This is a genomic window from Paraburkholderia sp. RAU6.4a, assembly GCF_050435625.1.
GTDB classification, from domain to species: Bacteria; Pseudomonadota; Gammaproteobacteria; order Burkholderiales; family Burkholderiaceae; genus Paraburkholderia; species Paraburkholderia tuberum.
The window spans coordinates 3,073,259-3,091,363 of record NZ_JBNDKQ010000002.1 but is presented as its reverse complement, the minus strand read 5'-3'; the positions used below and the strand labels follow the sequence as shown (position 1 = coordinate 3,091,363).

General features: G+C 65.5%; 18 protein-coding genes. 9 read left to right on the top strand and 9 right to left on the bottom strand.

What is annotated here, in order from left to right:
- Window positions 1–3 precede the first annotated feature (3 nt).
- Window positions 4–954 (top strand): protein translocase subunit SecF, encoded by a 951-nt coding sequence (gene secF, locus OKW40_RS19090; RefSeq protein WP_090803074.1) that lies wholly within the window; start codon window positions 4–6, stop codon window positions 952–954.
- Window positions 955–1,050: 96 nt separating this feature from the next.
- Here the strand turns inward: secF and OKW40_RS19085 are convergent, their stop codons facing one another.
- The 4 genes from OKW40_RS19085 to OKW40_RS19070 form a co-directional block, all read right to left on the bottom strand.
- Window positions 1,051–2,328 (bottom strand): MFS transporter, encoded by a 1,278-nt coding sequence (locus tag OKW40_RS19085; protein ID WP_184055126.1) that lies wholly within the window; start codon window positions 2,326–2,328, stop codon window positions 1,051–1,053.
- Between the two features lie 297 nt (window positions 2,329–2,625).
- Window positions 2,626–3,195, bottom strand: a complete 570-nt coding sequence (locus OKW40_RS19080) for a YceI family protein (protein ID WP_184034536.1) — start codon at window positions 3,193–3,195, stop codon at window positions 2,626–2,628.
- Window positions 3,196–3,306: 111 nt separating this feature from the next.
- Window positions 3,307–3,870, bottom strand: coding sequence for a YceI family protein (locus OKW40_RS19075; RefSeq protein WP_187618936.1), 564 nt, complete (start codon window positions 3,868–3,870; stop codon window positions 3,307–3,309).
- 8 nt (window positions 3,871–3,878) lie between these two features.
- The gene (locus OKW40_RS19070; protein ID WP_184034542.1) at window positions 3,879–4,439 is read right to left on the bottom strand and encodes a cytochrome b; all 561 of its coding nucleotides are present in this window, start codon (window positions 4,437–4,439) and stop codon (window positions 3,879–3,881) included.
- Between the two features lie 447 nt (window positions 4,440–4,886).
- Here OKW40_RS19070 and OKW40_RS19065 point away from each other — a divergent pair, with 447 nt between their 5' ends.
- The 8 genes from OKW40_RS19065 (at window position 4,887) to OKW40_RS19030 (ending at window position 13,854) form a co-directional block, all read left to right on the top strand.
- Complete coding sequence (locus OKW40_RS19065) at window positions 4,887–5,678, top strand: paraquat-inducible protein A (RefSeq protein WP_429490982.1); 792 nt, start codon at window positions 4,887–4,889, stop codon at window positions 5,676–5,678.
- 7 nt (window positions 5,679–5,685) lie between these two features.
- On the top strand, window positions 5,686–6,336 hold the full coding sequence (locus OKW40_RS19060; protein ID WP_184062331.1) for a paraquat-inducible protein A: 651 nt from the start codon (window positions 5,686–5,688) through the stop codon (window positions 6,334–6,336).
- Complete coding sequence (locus OKW40_RS19055) at window positions 6,329–7,990, top strand: intermembrane transport protein PqiB (protein ID WP_184062333.1); 1,662 nt, start codon at window positions 6,329–6,331, stop codon at window positions 7,988–7,990. Before OKW40_RS19060 ends, OKW40_RS19055 begins: the two co-directional genes overlap by 8 nt.
- Window positions 7,987–8,760 carry a PqiC family protein gene (locus OKW40_RS19050; protein WP_429407410.1) on the top strand — a complete coding sequence of 258 codons (774 nt, stop codon included), beginning with the start codon at window positions 7,987–7,989 and terminating at the stop codon, window positions 8,758–8,760. The genes OKW40_RS19055 and OKW40_RS19050 overlap by 4 nt, the downstream gene beginning before the upstream one ends.
- 139 nt (window positions 8,761–8,899) lie before the next feature.
- Window positions 8,900–11,074: a site-specific recombinase gene (locus tag OKW40_RS19045; RefSeq protein ID WP_429490980.1), complete on the top strand. Its 2,175-nt coding sequence runs from the start codon at window positions 8,900–8,902 to the stop codon at window positions 11,072–11,074.
- A gap of 97 nt (window positions 11,075–11,171) precedes the next feature.
- A complete protein-coding gene (locus OKW40_RS19040) occupies window positions 11,172–12,458 on the top strand; it encodes a THUMP domain-containing class I SAM-dependent RNA methyltransferase (protein ID WP_429490978.1) in 1,287 nt (428 codons plus the stop codon).
- A 228-nt stretch (window positions 12,459–12,686) separates the two neighbouring features.
- A complete protein-coding gene (locus tag OKW40_RS19035; RefSeq protein WP_429356603.1) occupies window positions 12,687–13,070 on the top strand; it encodes a VOC family protein in 384 nt (127 codons plus the stop codon).
- 40 nt (window positions 13,071–13,110) lie between these two features.
- Window positions 13,111–13,854 carry a helix-turn-helix transcriptional regulator gene (locus OKW40_RS19030; protein WP_429490975.1) on the top strand — a complete coding sequence of 248 codons (744 nt, stop codon included), beginning with the start codon at window positions 13,111–13,113 and terminating at the stop codon, window positions 13,852–13,854.
- A gap of 293 nt (window positions 13,855–14,147) precedes the next feature.
- Here OKW40_RS19030 and OKW40_RS19025 read toward each other — a convergent pair whose 3' ends face one another.
- From OKW40_RS19025 to OKW40_RS19005, 5 genes are all read right to left on the bottom strand, one after another.
- Window positions 14,148–14,567, bottom strand: coding sequence for a type II toxin-antitoxin system VapC family toxin (locus tag OKW40_RS19025; protein ID WP_429357160.1), 420 nt, complete (start codon window positions 14,565–14,567; stop codon window positions 14,148–14,150).
- A complete protein-coding gene (locus OKW40_RS19020) occupies window positions 14,564–14,815 on the bottom strand; it encodes a type II toxin-antitoxin system prevent-host-death family antitoxin (protein ID WP_184067206.1) in 252 nt (83 codons plus the stop codon). The genes OKW40_RS19025 and OKW40_RS19020 overlap by 4 nt, the downstream gene beginning before the upstream one ends.
- A 257-nt stretch (window positions 14,816–15,072) precedes the next feature.
- The gene (locus OKW40_RS19015; protein WP_429356601.1) at window positions 15,073–16,524 is read right to left on the bottom strand and encodes an NAD(P)(+) transhydrogenase (Re/Si-specific) subunit beta; all 1,452 of its coding nucleotides are present in this window, start codon (window positions 16,522–16,524) and stop codon (window positions 15,073–15,075) included.
- Window positions 16,525–16,851: an NAD(P) transhydrogenase subunit alpha gene (locus OKW40_RS19010; RefSeq protein WP_018419437.1), complete on the bottom strand. Its 327-nt coding sequence runs from the start codon at window positions 16,849–16,851 to the stop codon at window positions 16,525–16,527.
- 13 nt (window positions 16,852–16,864) lie between these two features.
- Window positions 16,865–18,007, bottom strand: a complete 1,143-nt coding sequence (locus OKW40_RS19005) for a Re/Si-specific NAD(P)(+) transhydrogenase subunit alpha (protein ID WP_184062348.1) — start codon at window positions 18,005–18,007, stop codon at window positions 16,865–16,867.
- Window positions 18,008–18,105: the final 98 nt, after the last annotated feature.

Genomic DNA, 18,105 nt, shown 5'->3' with positions numbered 1-18,105 from the left:
ACCATGGAATTTTTCCGTTTCCGTAAAGACATTCCGTTCATGCAGCGCGCGTTGATCTTCAACGCGATCTCGCTGATCACCTTCCTCGCCGCCGTGTTCTTCCTCGTGCATCGCGGGCTGCATCTGTCGGTGGAATTCACCGGCGGTACCGTGATCGAGGTGCAGTATCCGGGCGCGGTGCCGCTCGACCCGGTGCGTAACACGCTCGGCAAGCTCGGCTATGCCGACGCGCAGGTGCAGAACTTCGGCACCTCGCGCGACGTACTGATCCGTCTGCCGCTGAAGACGGGCTACACGTCCGCGCAGCAGAGCGACCAGGTGATGGGCGCGCTGAAGGCCGACACGCCGGAAGTGCAGTTGCAGCGCGTCGAGTTCGTCGGTCCACAGGTCGGCAAGGAGCTCGCCACCGACGGTCTGCTCGCGCTCGCCTGCGTGGTGGCCGGCATCGTGATCTACCTGTCGTTCCGCTTCGAATGGAAGTACGCGATCGCCGGCGTGATCGCCAACCTGCACGACGTCGTCATCATTCTCGGCTTCTTCGCGTTCTTCCAGTGGGAGTTCTCGCTGTCGGTGCTGGCCGCGGTGCTCGCGGTGCTCGGCTATTCGGTCAACGAGTCGGTCGTTATCTTCGACCGGATTCGCGAAACCTTCCGCCGCGAACGCAAGATGACCGTGATCGAAGTGATCAACCACGCAATCACCAGCACGATGTCGCGAACCGTCATCACGCACGGCTGTACGCAGATGATGGTGCTGTCGATGTTCCTGTTCGGCGGCCCGACGCTGCACTACTTCGCGCTCGCGCTGACGGTCGGTATTCTGTTCGGTATCTACTCGTCGGTGTTCGTCGCCGCGGCTCTTGCCATGTGGTTCGGCGTCAAGCGCGAAGACCTGATCAAGGACAAGAAGGAACGCGTCGATCCGGACGATCCGAACGCGGGCGCCCAGGTTTGATGCGCGCGTAACCGCTGAGGATGCGCACAATAAAAAAGGCCGGTTCTGTCGAACCGGCCTTTTGCGTTTACGTACGCCGTCGTTACCGCCTCGTTCCTAGCGGAACCCCAGCTTGCGCCGTGCGCCGATCAGCGCCGCGATGCTCAGCAGCGCGGCAAACATCACGTAGTAGCTCGGCGCTGCCTTCGAACCGGTCGCGCTGATCAGCCACGCGATGATGAACGGCCCGAAGCCGCCGAAGATCGTCACCGCGATGTTATACGCGAGCGACATGCCGGTCGTGCGCGTCTGCACCGGGAATATCTCCGACAGCAGTCCCGGCGTCGCGCCGAAGTAGCCGCTGACGAGAAAACCGAACACGATCTGCCACACGATCAGCGTGCCGAAGCTCGGATGCGCGATCAGGAACGCGAACGCCGGATAGACGAGCACGAACAGCAGCACGGCCGCGCCCAGCATGATGCGCGTGCGTCCATGCAGGTCCGACCAATGCCCGGCCACCGGCGAGAACACCATCTGGATCAAACCCGTCACCGCGATCGCCGAGAACGCGACCGACGGCGCGAGCCCCAGTTGCCGCACGCCATAGGTCGGCATGAACAGCATCAGATACGCGGACACGGTCCCGAGGATCACCACGCCCATCGCGATCACGAGCCGCAGCTTCTGCGTCGCGAACGTATCGCGCAGCGGCGTCTGCGTCGTTTCGGCGGCGAGGAATTCGGGCGTCTCGTCGAGCCTGGTGCGGATGTAGAACGCAACGGGCCCGATCAGCAGACCGAAGAAGAACGGCACGCGCCAGCCCCACGATGCCATCTGTTGCGGCGACAGCTGGCCGGTCAGCAACGCGCCGAAACCGGCCGCGAGCAGCGTCGTCAGCCCCTGGCTCGCCATCTGCCAGCTCGCGTAGAAGCCGCGCCGGCCCGGCACGTGCTCGGCGAGAAACGCAGTCGCGCTGCCGAATTCGCCGCCGGCCGAGAAGCCTTGCATCAGCCGCGCGAGCACGAGGATCAGCGGCGCGGCGAGACCGATGCTCTGGTAGGTCGGCAAAATCGCGATGATCAGCGTGCCGCTCATCATCAGCAGGATGGAAAGCGTGAGCGCCCCCTTGCGCCCGGCGCGGTCCGAGTACGCGCCGATCACGATCGCGCCGAGCGGCCGCATGAAGAATGACACGCCGAACGTGCCGAGCGTGAGCAGCAGCGATACGGTCTCGTTGCCGGCCGGAAAAAACAGCTTCGAGATGGTCACGGCGAAAAAGCCGTACACCACGAGGTCGAACCATTCGAGCGCGTTGCCGATCGAGGCGGCCACCACCGCGCGCCACGAATTCTGCCGGCTTCCCGCGACGCTTGCTGCTGTCGTTGCATTCATCCAGATCTCCTGTACTGCGCGAAATATTTATCGACACGAACGCATAACGTCCGCCCAGGCCATCCCGGCAACGCGCAGCACCGGCATGACTGCTTGCGCTCTATTTAACTGAAAAAATAAAAGCGATGCGAGCGACAAATGGCCGAGGCGCGCCACCATGGCCGAGGCGTTCGCAACGGGCGACAAAAAACCGCTTCGTCGGTGAACGACCGAAGCGGTTTTCGTATTGCGGCGCAGCGCGGATCGAATCGCAACAGCGGCCCGCGCGCGGCGCCGGCCGCGAAGCTGCCGGCGCGCCTACTGCTGCTTGATACCTTCCGACTGGATATGCAGGCGCGTCTGCATGCTGAAGCCGTACTTCGCGCCGAACTCCATGCCGTAATCGGCGCGATTGAATTCGGTGCTCGCCTCGACGCCGCAGACTTCGCGCTTGAGGACCGGGTGCTGCATGCACTTGAACGAATCGATCTTCAGATTCACCGGCTTCGTGATGCCGCGAATCGTCAGCGTGCCGATCACCTCGACGGGCTTGTCGCCGTCGAACTTGATCTCGGTGCCCTTGTAGGTCACGGTCGGATACTTCTCGACGTCGAAGAACTCGGCGGCCCTCAGGTGATCGTCGAGCTTCGGGTTGCCGGTCTGCACCGAAGCGGGATCGACGGTGACGTCGACGGTGCCGGTTTTGGCCGCGCGATCGAGCGTCACCGTTCCCGTGGTCTTCGTGAATTTGCCGCGCCAGATCGACAGACCGCCAAAGTGGTCGGCCTCGAAGCTCGGAAACGTATGCATCGGATCAAGCAGATAGGTATCGGCGGCGAAGGCGCCGAGCGACAGCGACGAAGCCAGCGCGCCAACAGCGATCAACATGGACGTTTTCAATTCGTGCTCCTGTTTTGCGTTGAAAATCGCGGTGCAACCTGCGGTGGGAAAGCGGCCGCGCCCCACGTGGCGCGGCGGACCTCGCGAGCACCGTGCGCGTCACTTGCGCGCGGCGACGATATGAAACTTGATCACGACCTCGTCGGCGACGACCGATGTGTCCTTCCATTCGCCGGTGCCGATGTCGAACTGCGAGCGCTTGATCGGCAGCGCGCCGTCGAAGGTCTGCATCGCGCCCTGCTGGCCGACCGTGACCGGCACCACGACCGTCTCCGACTTGCCCTTGATAGTCAGCTTACCGGTCACCTTGAACTGGCTGCCGCCGGCCGGCGCGATCGCGCTCGACACGAACGTCGCGCTCGGAAAGGTCTTCGCGTCGAACCATTCCTTGCCGCGCACCTGCTCGTTGTAGCTCTCGTCGCCGAGATCGTAGCTGGCGACGTCGATGTTGAGCTGCGCGCTGCCGGCCGTCGGTTTGGCCGGATCGAAGCTGACCTGCGCCGTGAACTTGTTGAACTTGCCTTCGACCGGCACGTTCATCTGCTTCGAGGTAGCCGTCACCGAACTCTTCGCGACGTCGACCTGCGCGAGCGCCGCGCCTGCGGCGCTCAGCGACGCCGCTGCGAACGCGGCCAGCATGTAGCGATAAAACGAACCCTTCATGGTTGTCCTTATTTGAGGAAGGGGAGCATGCGCGACAGCAGGCCGTCGCGATCGAGCCATTGATGCTTGAGCGCCGCCGCGGTGTGTAGCGCGACCAGCACGAGCAACGTGTAATTCAACGCAATGTGCAGGTTCTTCAGCACTTCCTTCAGGTGCGGATCGGGCGCGATGATTCGCGGCAGCGGAATCAGCCCGAGGTAGACGACCGGCACGTTCGCCGCCGAGCTATACAGATAGCCGGACACGGGAATCACGATCATCAGCACGTACAGCAACAGATGTGTGAGATGCGCGGCGCCACGCTGCCAGGTGGGCATGCGGCGCGGCATCGGCGGCGAGGCGTGGGTCGCGCGCCACAGGATGCGCACGATCGCGAGCGCGAACACGGTCACGCCGATCCATTTGTGCCACGAGAAATAGCGCAGCTTGGTGGGCGTGAAGCCCGGGATGTCGGTCATCACCCAGCCGAGCGCAAAGCCGCAGACGATCAGCAGTGCGATCAGCCAGTGAAACGCGATGGCGGTCCGCGTGTACGACTCCCGGGTACCGAACGATGGATTGAGTGTCATGACAGATCAACGCAGACAGTTAGAAGTTAACGGCGCGCCGCGGCCAGCTATTCCGCGCACGCCGCCGCATCGGCGCGGCGTGCGCGGCCGATGCGGCGGACATCATCGCCACAAAAGGCCGCCGGGCATGCCACGGGCGCCATGCTACCCCAAGCGCGAAAAGCTGGCTGGAGCGCGTCGGCGGAACGGGCCCGAATTTTGCGCTGCAATGGCCCCAGGCGCCGCGTCACCGCCCTTGCGTTGACCGATTCGGGGACCGAAAGCCCCGAAGCGACGCCATCTCAGGCCCGGACCAGCGCGCGGCGGGGACGGCGCCACGCCCCGCGCCGCGCGCGGCTCGCCTCGGTCGCGAGGCCGCGTTTGGTACTATTGCTGCTCACCGCCGCCCGACCCCTCGTAACGAGCAGGCCTTACACCCCGCCACTACGTCGTTAGCCCATCTGCCGCATGGAACATGACAACCTGATCGCGTGCCATGAATGCGATACGCTGTTCCGCAAGCCACGGCTTGTCGGGCGCGTCGCCGCGCGTTGTCCGCGCTGCGGCGCGACGCTCTATCGCGGCGTCTCGCGCAAGCTCGACGCGATCTGCGCACTGACGCTCGCCGCGCTGATCACGTTCGTGATCGCGCAGGGCTTTCCGATCGTCGAACTCGAAACCAACGGCATCACATCACAGACTACGCTGTTCGGCGCGCTCGTCGCGCTGTGGGGCGAGAACATGCAGATCGTCGCCGTGATGGTGTTCTGCTCGACGATCCTCTTTCCGTTCACCGAACTCGTCGCGCTGCTGTACGTGCTGGTGCCGCTACGCGCCGGCTACGTGCCCGCGCACTTCAATCGCGTGCTGCGCGCGATCCAGTTCGTGCGACCGTGGGGCATGATCGAAGTGTTCATGCTCGGCGTGCTGATCACGATCGTGAAGATGGTGAGCCTCGCGCGCGTGATTCCCGAGGCGGCGCTGTTCGCGTTCGGCGCGCTGACGCTGATGTTCGCGGTCGTCGTCACATTCGATCCGCGCGTGCTGTGGGATGTCGCCGACGAGATCGACGCGAGCGGCGATCGGCCGTTGCCGCGCACGTCGGCCGACAGCGCGGCGGTCGCGGTCGGCTCGCTCGCCGGTCCGCCGGCGCCGTCCGCGCGCGTCGCGGGCTCGACCAGCGGCAGCGCTGGTGGCACAACCCACAGCACGGCGGACGGCACCCCGCCCGGCTTGCCGCCCACGCCGCGCGAAGGATGAGCCCGCGATGAAATACGTCACCGCGAAACGCGCGGGCCTGCTGTCCTGCCATTCGTGCGGGCGCGTCGAACCGCGCATCCGCTCGGTCACGCCGCAGCACTGCGGCCGCTGCGGCGCGCATCTGCACTCGCGCAACCCCGACAGCCTGATGCGCACATGGGCACTGCTGATCGCCGCGGCGCTGCTGTATATCCCGGCGAACCTGCTGCCGGTGATGCACACGTCGTCGCTGCTCGGCTCCGAGGACGACACCATCATGAGCGGCGTCGTCTATTTCTGGACTTCCGGCGACTGGCCGCTCGCGATGATCGTGTTCATCGCCAGCATCCTGGTGCCGATGCTGAAGCTCTCGGTGCTCGTGCTGCTCACCGTCACCGCGCAGCGCCGCTCGCGCTGGCGTCCGCAACAGCGCACGACGCTGTACCGGATGGTCGAGCGGATCGGCCGCTGGTCGATGCTCGACGTGTTCGTCGTCACGCTCACTGTGGCGCTCGTGCGTTTCAAATCGTTGGCCGAGATCACGGCCGGGCCGGGCGCGATCGCGTTCGGCTCGGTCGTGATCCTGACGATGCTGGCCTCCATGCAATTCGATCCACGCCTCATCTGGGACCCCGTGGAAAGCCGTACCCCAACACCTCAGGATCTCGACCATGACTAGCCCGCAAGGACCGACGCCCGCCTCCGATGATGCGCCGCGCAACGATTCGAACGGACCCAGACTGCCGCCCCAACTGCCCGACCCCGAGATCGAGCCACGCAGCCGCTGGCTGCCGTCGCTCGTCTGGGTGATTCCGCTGATCGCCGCGCTGATCGGCATCGCGCTCGTGATCAGGTCGGTGACCGAGCGCGGGCCCGTGATCACGATCAGCTTCGTCAGCGCGGAAGGGCTCGAGCCGGGCAAGACCAAGGTCAAGTACAAGGACGTCGACGTGGGCGCGGTGAAGACGATCACGCTGTCGCCGGATCTGTCGCACGTGCTCGTGCAGGTGCAGCTCACCAAGGAAGGCGGAAAGTTCGCGGTCAAGGACTCGCGCTTCTGGGTGGTGCGTCCGCGCGTCGGCGCGAGCGGCGTATCGGGTCTGACCACGCTGCTGTCGGGCTCGTACATCGGCGCCGACGCGGGCCGCTCGACCGAAAGCGAGAGCAACTTCGTCGGCCTCGAAACGCCGCCGCCCATCACCGGCGACCAGAAAGGCCACCAGTACACGCTGCACGGCGATTCGCTCGGCTCGATCGACATCGGCTCGCCGATCTTCTACCGGCGCGTGCAGGTCGGTCAGGTGGTCGGCTTCTCGCTCGACAGGGACGGCACCGGCGTGACGATGCGGGTGTTCGTGTCGGCGCCGTTCGACCAGTACGTCGGCACCAACACGCGCTGGTGGCATGCGAGCGGCGTCGATCTGCGGCTCGATTCGAGCGGCTTCAAGCTGAATACGCAGTCGCTTGCGACGGTGATCGTCGGCGGTCTGTCTTTCCAGTCGCCGCCCGGCCAGAACATGGGCCCGCAGGCGCCGAACAACCAGACCTTCCGCCTCGGCTCGGACGAAGCGGACGCGATGCGCGAACCGGACGGCGTGCCCTTGCGCGTCGTGATGAACTTCAACCAGTCGCTGCGCGGGCTGTCGATCGGCGCGCCGGTCGATTTCCGCGGCATCGTGCTCGGTCAGGTGACCAATATCGGCATCGACTACGATCCGAAGACGCAGAGCTTCACGATGCCGGTCACGATGAACGTGTACCCGGACCGCCTCGGCAAGCGCTTCCGCGAGAGCTCGCCGCAGCCGGGCACGCTCGCCGGCGAGAACCTGATGCAGGAACTCGTCAGGCACGGCCTGCGCGGCCAGTTGCGCACCGGGAACCTGATCACGAGCCAGCTGTACGTGGCGCTCGATATCTTCCCGAAAGCGCCGCCGGCCAAGGTCGACGTGACGACCGATCCGCTCGAGCTGCCGACCATTCCGAACACGCTCGACGAATTGCAGTTGCAGGTCGCCGACATCGCGAAGAAGCTCGACAAGGTGCCGTTCGACCAGATCGGCGCGAATCTGAACACCGCGCTGAAGAACGCCGACCAGCTGTTCTCGCGTCTCGACAACGAAGTCGTGCCGCAGGCGCGCGACACGCTGACGGCCGCGAAGCAGACCTTCAGTTCGGCCCAGGCAACCTTGCAGCAGGATTCGCCGATGCAGTCCGACGTTCATCAGGCGTTGCAGGAACTGACGCGCACGTTGCAGTCGCTGAACGCGCTGTCGGACTACCTCGAGCGTCATCCCGAATCGCTGTTGCGCGGTAAATCAGGAGATAAACCATGATGTTTGCCCGGCTCCCCCGTCCGCCGCGCGCGCTCGTGCGCGGTGCCGTACGCGGCGTCGCGTACGGCACCGCACTGGCTGCGGCTCTCGCCATCGCGGCGTGCTCGTCGCCGTCGAGCCGTTTCTATACGCTGGGTGGCGCGGATAGCGCAAGCACCGCCGCGAATGCCACCGCGCCGGCCGTCGCGCGCACGAGCGCCGCGCCTGCCTGGCTGATCGAAGTCGCGCCGGTCAACGTGCCGCCGCAGGTGGCGAGAAATCAGCTGGTCGTGCAGACCGGGCCGACTCAGGTGCAGTTGCTCGAACAGGAGCGTTGGGCGTCGCTGCCCGGCGATGAAATCCGCCGCGCGCTGTCGACGAATCTGACGCAGCAGCTCGGCACCATCGATACGTTCGGCACCGCGCACCCCGACGACGCGGCCGTCTACCGGATCGCCATGAACGTGCAGCGCTTCGAGTCGTGGCCCGGCTCGCATGCGTTGATCGATGCGGTGTGGAGCGTGCGGGCCGTGCGCAGCAATGCGGTGATGACCTGTCGCAGCGTGGTCAGCGAGACGGTTGGCGGCGGGTACGACGCGCTCGTCGATGGACATCGGCGCGCGCTGGCCGAAGTGTCGACGCAGATCGCGGCGGGGGTGCGGGCGATGGCCGCGACGGCCGTCGCTACTACGGCCACGACGGGCAAGACGTCGTCTTCGGCCCGATCGGCTGCCGCGGCAGTCGTGCCGCCCTGTCCTTCCGCGGAAACGGCCGCGGGAGCCGGCGCCTGACAGGCCCGGCTGGCGCGAGCCCGGTGCGCACGCGCGTGTCTATCCGGGCCGCGCCGACTTCAACGCACAGCTTCAGCAGACGCGCTTCCACAATGCCTAGCAGTCCATTCGACGCCACGCGCCTCTGCAGGACAAACCCATGTTCGACTCCATCAGACGGTTGATAAAAAAATGGCGCGCGTCGCGCGACGGCGGCCATCAACTTTATGCGCTGCTCGCGATCGCGGATAAGACCGCGCCTTATGCGGAGCGCAGCGAGTGGCTGATCGAACTCGCGCACTGGATTCGCCGCGGCCGCATCGTGCGACCCGGTGCAACTGACGCCGACGACACCGTCGCCCGCCAGTCCAACCACGCCCACACGCGCATCCGCTACCTGCTGCACGTGCTCGATCGCAACCCCGCGTGGAAGGCGAACGTCGCCGGCATCCTGCGCGCGCTGCTGCGCGAAAGCGATGGCCTCTCGCTGCTGTGCGACGCCGGCATGCCGGTGCATTCGGGCTTCTTCGGCGCGGTGTTCGAACGCCTCGAGGCGTCGCTGATTCCGCCCGCGCCGAACCGCCGCGACCTCACCGCGATCGTCACGCTGATGTTCGGCTCCGAGCGCGACGCCGAATGGATCGACACGCTGCCCACCGATCTGCTGGTGCGTATCCACGCGCTATTCGACTACGCGCCCGACGACGAAGAAGACGGACGCGACAGCACGCCCTTCTCGCTCGACCTGCTGGCCGCGCTGCACAACCTGACCTGCCAGATCAGCTCGACCGGACTGTCGCAAACGGTGCGCAGCCGGCTGGGCGGTGTGGCGCCACCTGGCGATCGCATCGACGACCGCGTCGACCGCGTAATCGACGCACGAACCACCGACGTCAACGGCGTGCGCGTCGCAATGGAAAGCCAACCGTTCTACCGCCTCACCCGCGCGATGCTCGCGGTCGAAGCCGCTCACGACGCGTACGCGGCGGGCGGCCCGCAGGAGCCGCTGCTACGCGAGGTCAACTATCTGCGGCTGCTGCTCGACGAATGCCGCGGCGCAACCGACAACGTGTTCGCGCATCTGTACCGCAACGGCGTGAGTGTCGACATCGTGTTCCAGGTCGAGCGGATGCGCATGCGCATCGAGCGCGCCGAGCATCTGCTCGATGCCTGGATGGCGCAGGACGATCTGCACGCGGCCGCGCGCCTGACCGCCGAACTCGTGCGCGCCAATCACGCGAGCCAGAGCGTCGCGCATCTCGCGCGCAGCAATTCATCGCTGCTCGCGCGCAAGATCGTCGAGTACAGCGCGGACACCGGCGAACACTACATCGCGCGCGATCGCGCCGAGTATCTGAAGATGATGCGCATGGCGGCCGGCGGCGGACTCGTGACCGTCGTCACCGTGTGCGTGAAGTTCGCGATCACCGGCGCCCATCTGCACGCGATGCTCGAAGGCGTGCTCGCCGGTATCAACTACGCGGCGAGCTTTCTGCTGATGCACTTCCTGCACTTCTCGCTCGCGACCAAACAGCCCGCGATGACCGCGCCGACGCTCGCGCGCGAACTCGACGGCGTCGGCACGCCGGCCGGCGTCGACAGTTTCGTGAGTTCGGTGACCGCGCTGATGCGCACGCAGGCCGCGGCGGTGCTCGGCAACGTGCTGCTGGTGTTTCCCGTCAGTCTGTGCGTGGATCTGCTGTACCACGCGCTGTTCAACACCGACCTCATTTCGGCCGACAAGGCGATCGCGACGCTGCAGTCGTTCTCGCTGATCGGGCCGACGCCGTTCTATGCGGCGTTGACGGGCGTGCTGCTGTGGTCGTCCAGCCTGCTCGCGGGCTGGGCGGACAACTGGTTCATCCTGCATCGCGTCGCCGACGCGCTCGCCTACAACCGGCGCCTGCGCATGACGCTCGGCGTGGCCGGCGCCGACCGTCTCGCGCGCTTGTGCCGCGCGAACGTCGCGGGCGTGGTCGGCAATATCACGCTCGGCCTGATGCTCGGGCTCGTGCCGGCGATCCTCACCGCCTTCGCGTTCAAGTTCGACGTGCGTCACGTGACGCTGTCTGCCGGCTCGATCGGCGTGGCGCTCGGCGCGCTCGGCGAAAGCGCGCTGAAGCTGCCGGCTCTGTGGTGGGCGGTGGCGGGCGTCGGCAGCATGGCGATTCTCAATGTCGCGGTGAGTTTTGCGCTGGCGTTCTACATGGCGGTGAAATCGCGCGATTTGCGGCGCAATGCGGTGCGCTCGCTGCGCGGGGCGATCTGGCAGCGGGTCAGGCGGCATCCGCTGGAACTCGTGTGGCCGGCCCAAGCGGGACGCGAGGCGAGATGACGCAACGACAGACGGCGGGCCGGCGCGCCGATCGCGCCGGCCCGCCGATCTCGACCGCGTACAATAGCGCCTTATCCAACGCCTTGCGGCAACCTCAATGTCCTTCGATTTCTTCCTTCCTTGCCCGCGCGGGCTCGAAGCTCCGCTCGCGGCCGAACTCGCCGAAATTGCCGCCAAACATCTGAACGGCACCGCCTTCACGGCCGGCGCCCAGGTACCGGGCGGCGTGCATTTTCGCGGCGGCTGGGCCGCCGGCATGGCCGCCAATCTGCACTCGCGTCTCGCGAGCCGCGTGCTGCTGAAAATCGCGGAGCGGCCCTACCGCGGCGAGCAGGACATCTACGCGCTCGCGCTCGAGCAGCGCTGGGAGCAGTGGTTCTCCGCGCACGAGACGCTGCGCGTCGACGTCACCGCGATCAAGTCGCCGCTGCGCAGTCTCGAGTTCACGACGCTGCGCGTGAAGGACGCGATCTGCGATCGTCTGCGCGAAAAAAGCGGCGCGCGGCCGAGCGTCGACACCGCGATGCCCGACGTGCGCGTGTTCGCGTTCCTGAGCGCGACCGACTGCACGCTGTACCTCGACACTTCCGGCGATCCGCTATTCAAGCGCGGCTGGCGTCTCGACAAGGGCGCGGCGCCGCTGCGCGAAAACCTCGCGGCTGGCATTTTGCGTCTGACTGGCTGGCAGGCCGGCACGCCGCTCTACGATCCGATGTGTGGCAGCGGCACGTTCCTCGCGGAAGCGGCGCAGGTCGCGTTGAACATCGCGCCGGGCGTCGAGCGGCGCTTCGGCTTCGAGAAGCTCAAACAGTTCGACGCGCGGAGCTGGCAAGCGCTGAAGGGCGCCGCGCTCGAGGCGAAAAATGCGGCGCGCGGCTCGCGCGGCGCGGATCTGGAGATTTTCGGCAGCGACATCTCCGGGGACATGCTCGAAAAAGCGCGCGCGAACTTCGAGCGCGCCGGCTTGCCGCCCATTTCGCTCAAGCAGCTCGATGCGCGCGACATGACGCCGCCTGGCTCGGCGCCGGGCATCCTCGTCGCGAATCCGCCGTATGGCGAGCGGATCGAAGTGCGCGGCCGCAATGCGCGCGGCGAGCTTCGCGAAGGCCGCGGCAATCGCGACGACGACGGCTTCCGCCGCATTCAGGAAGAAGCGCCGGACAGCGAGTTTTTCCAGTTGCTCGGCAATGCGTTGAAGCAGCGCTTTGCCGGATGGCATGCGTTCATCCTGACGTCGGATCGCAAGCTTCCGGGGCAACTGCGGCTGCGCGAATCGACGAAGACGCCGCTGTTCAACGGTGCGCTCGAATGCCGGCTGTTCCGCTTCGATCTGATCGCGGGCAGCGTGCGGCAGCGTCCGCAGGGCGATCCGCCGGCGGCTTGAGGCTGTTTCTAGCGGGGCGGCGCGCTGTCGTCGCCCTGTCGTCATCGCGTCGCTCGAAAAGCAGGCCACGCGCATGAGCGATGTGGTCGGCGTGTTTCAGTTGCTGGTGGGGTGAAGCGGTCGCGTCTTCGCACCCTACTGCCACCACGCTGTCAGCAGCACCCCCGCACACTCCTTCTCACGCCATCCGGCGCTTGAACGGCCTACTGCCAACCGAAGGAGAGTGTCATGTCCGCATTGCCCAAACTCGTTGCCTGGTTCGAAATCCCGTCGGTCGATTTCGATCGCGCGGTGCGCTTTTACGAAGCCGCGCTCGACGCCCCGTTGAATCGACAGGAGATCGGCGGCCAGCCGATCGCCGTGTTCAGCTACGAGGAGCCCGCAACTGGCGGCGCGATCGTCCACAATCCGTCGATGACACCCGGCGTCGACGGCGTCACCGTCTACCTGAACGCGCTGCCCACCGTCGACGCGGCGCTTGCGCGCATCGAACGGGCGGGCGGCAAGACCGACGGCCCGGTGATCAAGCTGCCACAGGACATCGGCTATATCGCGTTCTTCACCGATACCGAAGGCAATCGCGTCGGCCTGCATTCGCGCACCAACGGCTAAGCGCGCACCGGAAGCCGCCGCGCCCCGACCGAAGGCCGCCATGCGGCGCTATCATCGCGGGACCGTCCCCTTCCTCCTCTACCCGACGCCCACGATGACGCGCCGCGCCGACCGCCTGTTCCAGATCGCCGAGCTGCTGCGCGGCCGGCGCCTGACCACCGCGCAGCAACTGGCCGACTGGCTGAACATCTCGCCGCGCACGGTCTATCGCGACGTGCGCGATCTGCAATTGTCGGGGGTGCCGATCGAAGGCGAAGCGGGCATCGGTTATCGGCTGTCGCGCTCGGCAAGTCTGCCGCCGCTGACCTTCACCGCCGACGAACTCGCCGCGCTCGCCGCCGGCGCGCGCATGCTCGAATCATGGGGTGGCGCGGGCTTCGCGAGCGGCGCGCGGGGCGCGCTGGCCAAAATCGCATCGGCGATGCCCGCCGACAGGCGCGCGACGCTCGAACGGCTCGCGATCTTCGCGCCGTCGTTTCACATCAAGGGGGATTTTTCGACGCAGCTCGACACGCTGCATCGCGCGATCGATGCGCGGCAGGTGGTGCGCTTCGCGTACACCGACGCCAACGGCGCGGACACCGAGCGCCGCGTCTGGCCGCTCGCGCTCGCGTACTGGGGCGCGCGCTGGACGCTCGGCGCATGGTGCGAGCTGCGTGCTGATTTCCGCAATTTTGGACTGGAGAAAATGCGCGATCTCGAAGTGCTCGAGACGTATCCGGATCAGGAAGGCAGGCGGCTCGCGGATCTGCTGCGGCACGTAAACGCGAGGCCGAAAATATGAAAAGGATCGCGGCGCGACGCACCGCGATCTCAGGGTCTGTTTACCGCTAACGAGCTACTCGACCGACTTAACCATATCCTCGATCACCTTCTTCGCGTCGCCGAACACCATCATCGTCTTGTCCATGTAGATGCGTTGATGGTCATTGGGTCAAGCTCCTTATGAAAGCCCGCCGCATAAGGCTTACGGCCGGGGTGCCTGGCGATCCAGGCGGTTATCGCAGGTGAAACGCATGCCGGTAAGTCCAGTTACCGGCATTGACCCGACGCGAAATTTTTCGCGTCCGCGAAAAATCACGCGGCCTGCCAAGGGTTCACAAGGCAGACGCCCGTTGCTACGAAATCAGCGACATTTCGCGTCACCACGGTCATACCATGAACGATCGCCGTAGCGGCGATAAGCGCATCACGCTCCGAGCGCCGATCCGGTACATGCAAGCGCGCGCAGCGTAAGGCAACGCCCGTATCGACAGGCAGCACGCGATCCGCAAATTCAGTTAAGACGTGCTCCTCGAGCCATGCGCGCAGCAACGCGCCTTGGCTCGGGTCGCTGCGCTCCTTCAGCAAAACGCCCGTTGCCAGCTCCATGATCGTGATTGCAGAAACAAAGAGCGCCGAAGCATCGACGCTCTTTGCCCAGGCGACGAGGTTGGCATCCGCCCTGCGCCCCTTACGGAGTTCGGAAACGACATTCGTATCGATAACAAACATCAGAGTTCAGCCGGCCGGATAGATATATCCACGCGCGGCGGATCGAATTCAATGTCAGCAACCTCGGGCATGGCCAAGGCGTCCACGATGTTGCGACGCTGTCCGGCGAGAAGCCAGTATTCCTCGATGCTCAGCAAAACATGGGCGGGCCTGCCGCGATCGGTGATGAATACAGGGCCGTCCTTGGTCGCCTTTTTCGCCCGGGTCACGTCCTGATTGAGTTCCCTGCTGGATAAGGTCGTAATCGTCATATTCCCTCCCGCCACCTAACGTAGTAACGTTACTACATGTCAGGAATGTCGGCAAGTCACTACGTTGTGAGTTCCGAAAGAGAAATTTTCGCGTCCGCGAAAAATCCGCCGACGGGCGGCTCACTTATGCTCGCTCTCCTTATCGAGAGCGAGCAACGCAAGGTGGCCCTCCAGCTCGCGTCGCAAGAGCTGGAGCGTATCCAATTTCTTCACTTGCTCAGTGAAAAGCGTGTAAAGCGTCGTTCACCGCTAGCGATCTAGTCGACCGCCTTCACCATATCCTCGATCACCTTCTTCGCGTCGCCGAACACCATCATCGTCTTGTCCATGTAGAACAGGTCGTTGTCGAGCCCGGCGTAGCCCGCCGCCATCGAGCGCTTGTTGACGATCACGGTGCGCGCCTTGTACGCCTCGATGATCGGCATGCCCGCGATCGGCGACTTCGGATCGTTCTTCGCGGCCGGATTCACCACGTCGTTCGCGCCGAGCACGAGCACCACGTCGACCTGGCCGAACTCGCCGTTGATGTCCTCCATCTCGTACACCATGTCGTACGGCACTTCGGCCTCGGCGAGCAGCACGTTCATGTGACCCGGCATGCGGCCGGCCACCGGGTGAATGGCGTACTTCACCTCGATGCCCTTCTCGACCAGCTTGTCGGTCAACTCCTTCAACGCATGCTGCGCGCGCGCGACGGCCAGCCCGTAGCCCGGCACGATCACGACCGTTTCCGCGTTGCCCATCATGAACGACGCGTCATCGGCCGAACCCGATTTCACCGGACGCTGCTCCGCCGCGCCGCCCGCGGCCGCGCCCGGCTCGTTGCCGAAGCCACCGAGGATCACGTTGAAGAACGAGCGGTTCATCGCGCGGCACATGATGTACGACAGGATCGCACCCGACGACCCCACCAGCGAGCCGGCGATGATCAGCATCGGATTGTTCAGCGAAAAGCCGATGCCCGCCGCCGCCCAGCCCGAGTACGAGTTCAGCATCGACACGACCACCGGCATGTCCGCGCCGCCGATCGGAATGATGATCAGCACGCCGAGCACGAACGCGATGATCGTCATGATGATGAACGGCAGCCACGACTGCGTGAGGAAGAAGAGGACGCCGAAGCCGAGCATCGCGAGCGCGAGCATCAGGTTGATCAGATGCTGGCCGCCGTAGACGACCGGCGCACCCTGAAACAACCGGAACTTGTACTTGCCCGACAGCTTGCCGAACGCGATCACCGAGCCGCTAAAAGTAATCGCGCCGACGAACGTGCCGATGAACAGTTCGATGCGGTTGCCGTACGGCAGGAAGCCCTCGATCGGCACGTTGGGATCGACGAGGCCGAACGCGGCCGGCTCCGACACCACCCCATACGCGATGCACACGGCCGCGAGACCGATCAGCGAGTGCATCGCCGCGACCAGTTCAGGCATCTTGGTCATCTCGACGCGCGCGGCGACGAACGCGCCGATCGCGCCCCCGATCACGAGCCCGAACAGCAGCAGGCCGAGACCGAGACCGAGATTGGAGCCAAGTACTTCGGCCTGCCGCGAGATCAGCGCGATGGTCGTCAGAATCGCGATCGCCATGCCGACCATGCCGAAGGTATTGCCGACGCGCGCGGTCTTCGGATTCGACAGCCCCTTGAGCGCCTGGATGAAGCAGACCGACGCGACCAGATACAGCAGCGTGACGACGTTCAGGCTCATTTACGTACCCTCCTTGCCGCCAGCCGGTAGTTTCCTGGGTTCTTTCTTCTTGAACATCTCGAGCATTCGCCGCGTGACGAGGAATCCGCCGAACACGTTGACGGCCGCGAGCGCGACCGCGATCGTGCCGAAGAACTTCCCGGCGCTGCCGACGGTGAGACCCGCCGCGAGCATCGCGCCGACGATCACGATCGCCGAGATCGCATTGGTCACCGCCATCAGCGGTGTATGCAGCGCGGGCGTGACGTTCCAGACCACGTGATAGCCGACGTAGATCGCCAGCACGAAGATGATCAGGTTGATCACCGTGTGATTGATGACTTCCATCTTCGGCTTCCCCCTATGCGTTGCGCGTGACCTGGCCGTCGCGAGCCAGCAGCGTGGCCGCGACGATGTCGTCCGCGAGATCGATGTTCAGCGTGCCTTCCTTGGCGATAATCAGCTTCAGGAAGTCGAGCACGTTGCGCGCGTACAGCGACGACGCGTCGGCGGGCACCATCGCGGCGAGATTCGTATAGCCGACGATCTGCACGCCATAGCGCACCACCACCTGGTCCGCCTCGGTCAGCGGACAATTGCCGCCGCGCCGGCCGTCGACTTCGGGGCCGCGGCCGGCCGCGAGGTCGACGAGCACGGAGCCTGGTTTCATCGCCTGCACAGTGTCGACCGACAGCAGCGTCGGCGCCGGGCGGCCCGGAATCAGCGCGGTCGAGATGACGATGTCGGCCTGCTTTGCGCGCTCGTGCACCAGCGCCGACTGGCGCGCGAGCCACGACGGCGGCATCGGCCGCGCATAGCCGCCGACACCCTGCGCGGCGTCGCGTTCTTCGTCGGTTTCATAGGGCACGTCGAGAAACTTCGCGCCGAGCGACTCGATCTGCTCCTTGACGGCCGGGCGCACGTCGGACGCTTCCAGCACGGCGCCGAGGCGCTTCGCGGTGGCGATCGCCTGCAGGCCAGCCACGCCCGCGCCGAGAATCAGCACGCGCGCGGCCTTCACGGTGCCGGCCGCGGTCATCAGCATCGGCATGAAGCGCGGATAGAGCGTCGCCGCGAGCAGCACCGCCTTGTAGCCGGCGATGTTCGCCTGCGACGACAGCACGTCGAGGCTTTGCGCGCGCGTGGTGCGAGGCGCGGCTTCGAGCGCGAACGCGGTGACGCCGGCCGCGGCGAGCTTGCCCGCGTTGTCGGCGTTGAACGGATCGAGCATGCCGACCAGCGTCGCGCCGCGCTTGAGCAGCGGCAGTTCGGAATCGGTGGGGGATTGGACTTTGAGGACGAGATCTGCGCCGAATGCAGTGGCGGCATCGACGATTTCCGCGCCCACGGCCGTATAGGCGTCATCGGGAAAGCTCGCGCCGGCGCCGGCGCCGCTCTGGAGCGTGACCCGGTGGCCTTGCGCCACGTACTTCTTGACCGTCTCGGGCGTCGCGGCAACGCGGGTTTCATGCGCGCGCGTCTCGGCTGGCACTCCGATGTGCATCGTTGTTTCTCCTCGACTTCCTGTTTGACGACAGATCCGCCGACGAGGCTCGCCGGCTTGCACATGCAACGGCTAACGCAGGCCCCACTTTAACCGGA

Excerpts from the sequence above, each read along its gene's own strand:
- secF (WP_090803074.1), top strand. The coding sequence starts at position 4 with ATGGAATTTTTCCGTTTCCGTAAAGACATTCCGTTCATGCAGCGCGCG.
- OKW40_RS19085 (WP_184055126.1), bottom strand. The coding sequence starts at position 2,328 with ATGAATGCAACGACAGCAGCAAGCGTCGCGGGAAGCCGGCAGAATTCG.
- OKW40_RS19080 (WP_184034536.1), bottom strand. The coding sequence starts at position 3,195 with ATGTTGATCGCTGTTGGCGCGCTGGCTTCGTCGCTGTCGCTCGGCGCC.
- OKW40_RS19075 (WP_187618936.1), bottom strand. The coding sequence starts at position 3,870 with ATGAAGGGTTCGTTTTATCGCTACATGCTGGCCGCGTTCGCAGCGGCG.
- OKW40_RS19070 (WP_184034542.1), bottom strand. The coding sequence starts at position 4,439 with ATGACACTCAATCCATCGTTCGGTACCCGGGAGTCGTACACGCGGACC.
- OKW40_RS19065 (WP_429490982.1), top strand. The coding sequence starts at position 4,887 with ATGGAACATGACAACCTGATCGCGTGCCATGAATGCGATACGCTGTTC.
- OKW40_RS19060 (WP_184062331.1), top strand. The coding sequence starts at position 5,686 with ATGAAATACGTCACCGCGAAACGCGCGGGCCTGCTGTCCTGCCATTCG.
- OKW40_RS19055 (WP_184062333.1), top strand. The coding sequence starts at position 6,329 with ATGACTAGCCCGCAAGGACCGACGCCCGCCTCCGATGATGCGCCGCGC.
- OKW40_RS19050 (WP_429407410.1), top strand. The coding sequence starts at position 7,987 with ATGATGTTTGCCCGGCTCCCCCGTCCGCCGCGCGCGCTCGTGCGCGGT.
- OKW40_RS19045 (WP_429490980.1), top strand. The coding sequence starts at position 8,900 with ATGTTCGACTCCATCAGACGGTTGATAAAAAAATGGCGCGCGTCGCGC.
- OKW40_RS19040 (WP_429490978.1), top strand. The coding sequence starts at position 11,172 with ATGTCCTTCGATTTCTTCCTTCCTTGCCCGCGCGGGCTCGAAGCTCCG.
- OKW40_RS19035 (WP_429356603.1), top strand. The coding sequence starts at position 12,687 with ATGTCCGCATTGCCCAAACTCGTTGCCTGGTTCGAAATCCCGTCGGTC.
- OKW40_RS19030 (WP_429490975.1), top strand. The coding sequence starts at position 13,111 with ATGCGGCGCTATCATCGCGGGACCGTCCCCTTCCTCCTCTACCCGACG.
- OKW40_RS19020 (WP_184067206.1), bottom strand. The coding sequence starts at position 14,815 with ATGACGATTACGACCTTATCCAGCAGGGAACTCAATCAGGACGTGACC.
- OKW40_RS19015 (WP_429356601.1), bottom strand. The coding sequence starts at position 16,524 with ATGAGCCTGAACGTCGTCACGCTGCTGTATCTGGTCGCGTCGGTCTGC.
- OKW40_RS19010 (WP_018419437.1), bottom strand. The coding sequence starts at position 16,851 with ATGGAAGTCATCAATCACACGGTGATCAACCTGATCATCTTCGTGCTG.
- OKW40_RS19005 (WP_184062348.1), bottom strand. The coding sequence starts at position 18,007 with ATGCACATCGGAGTGCCAGCCGAGACGCGCGCGCATGAAACCCGCGTT.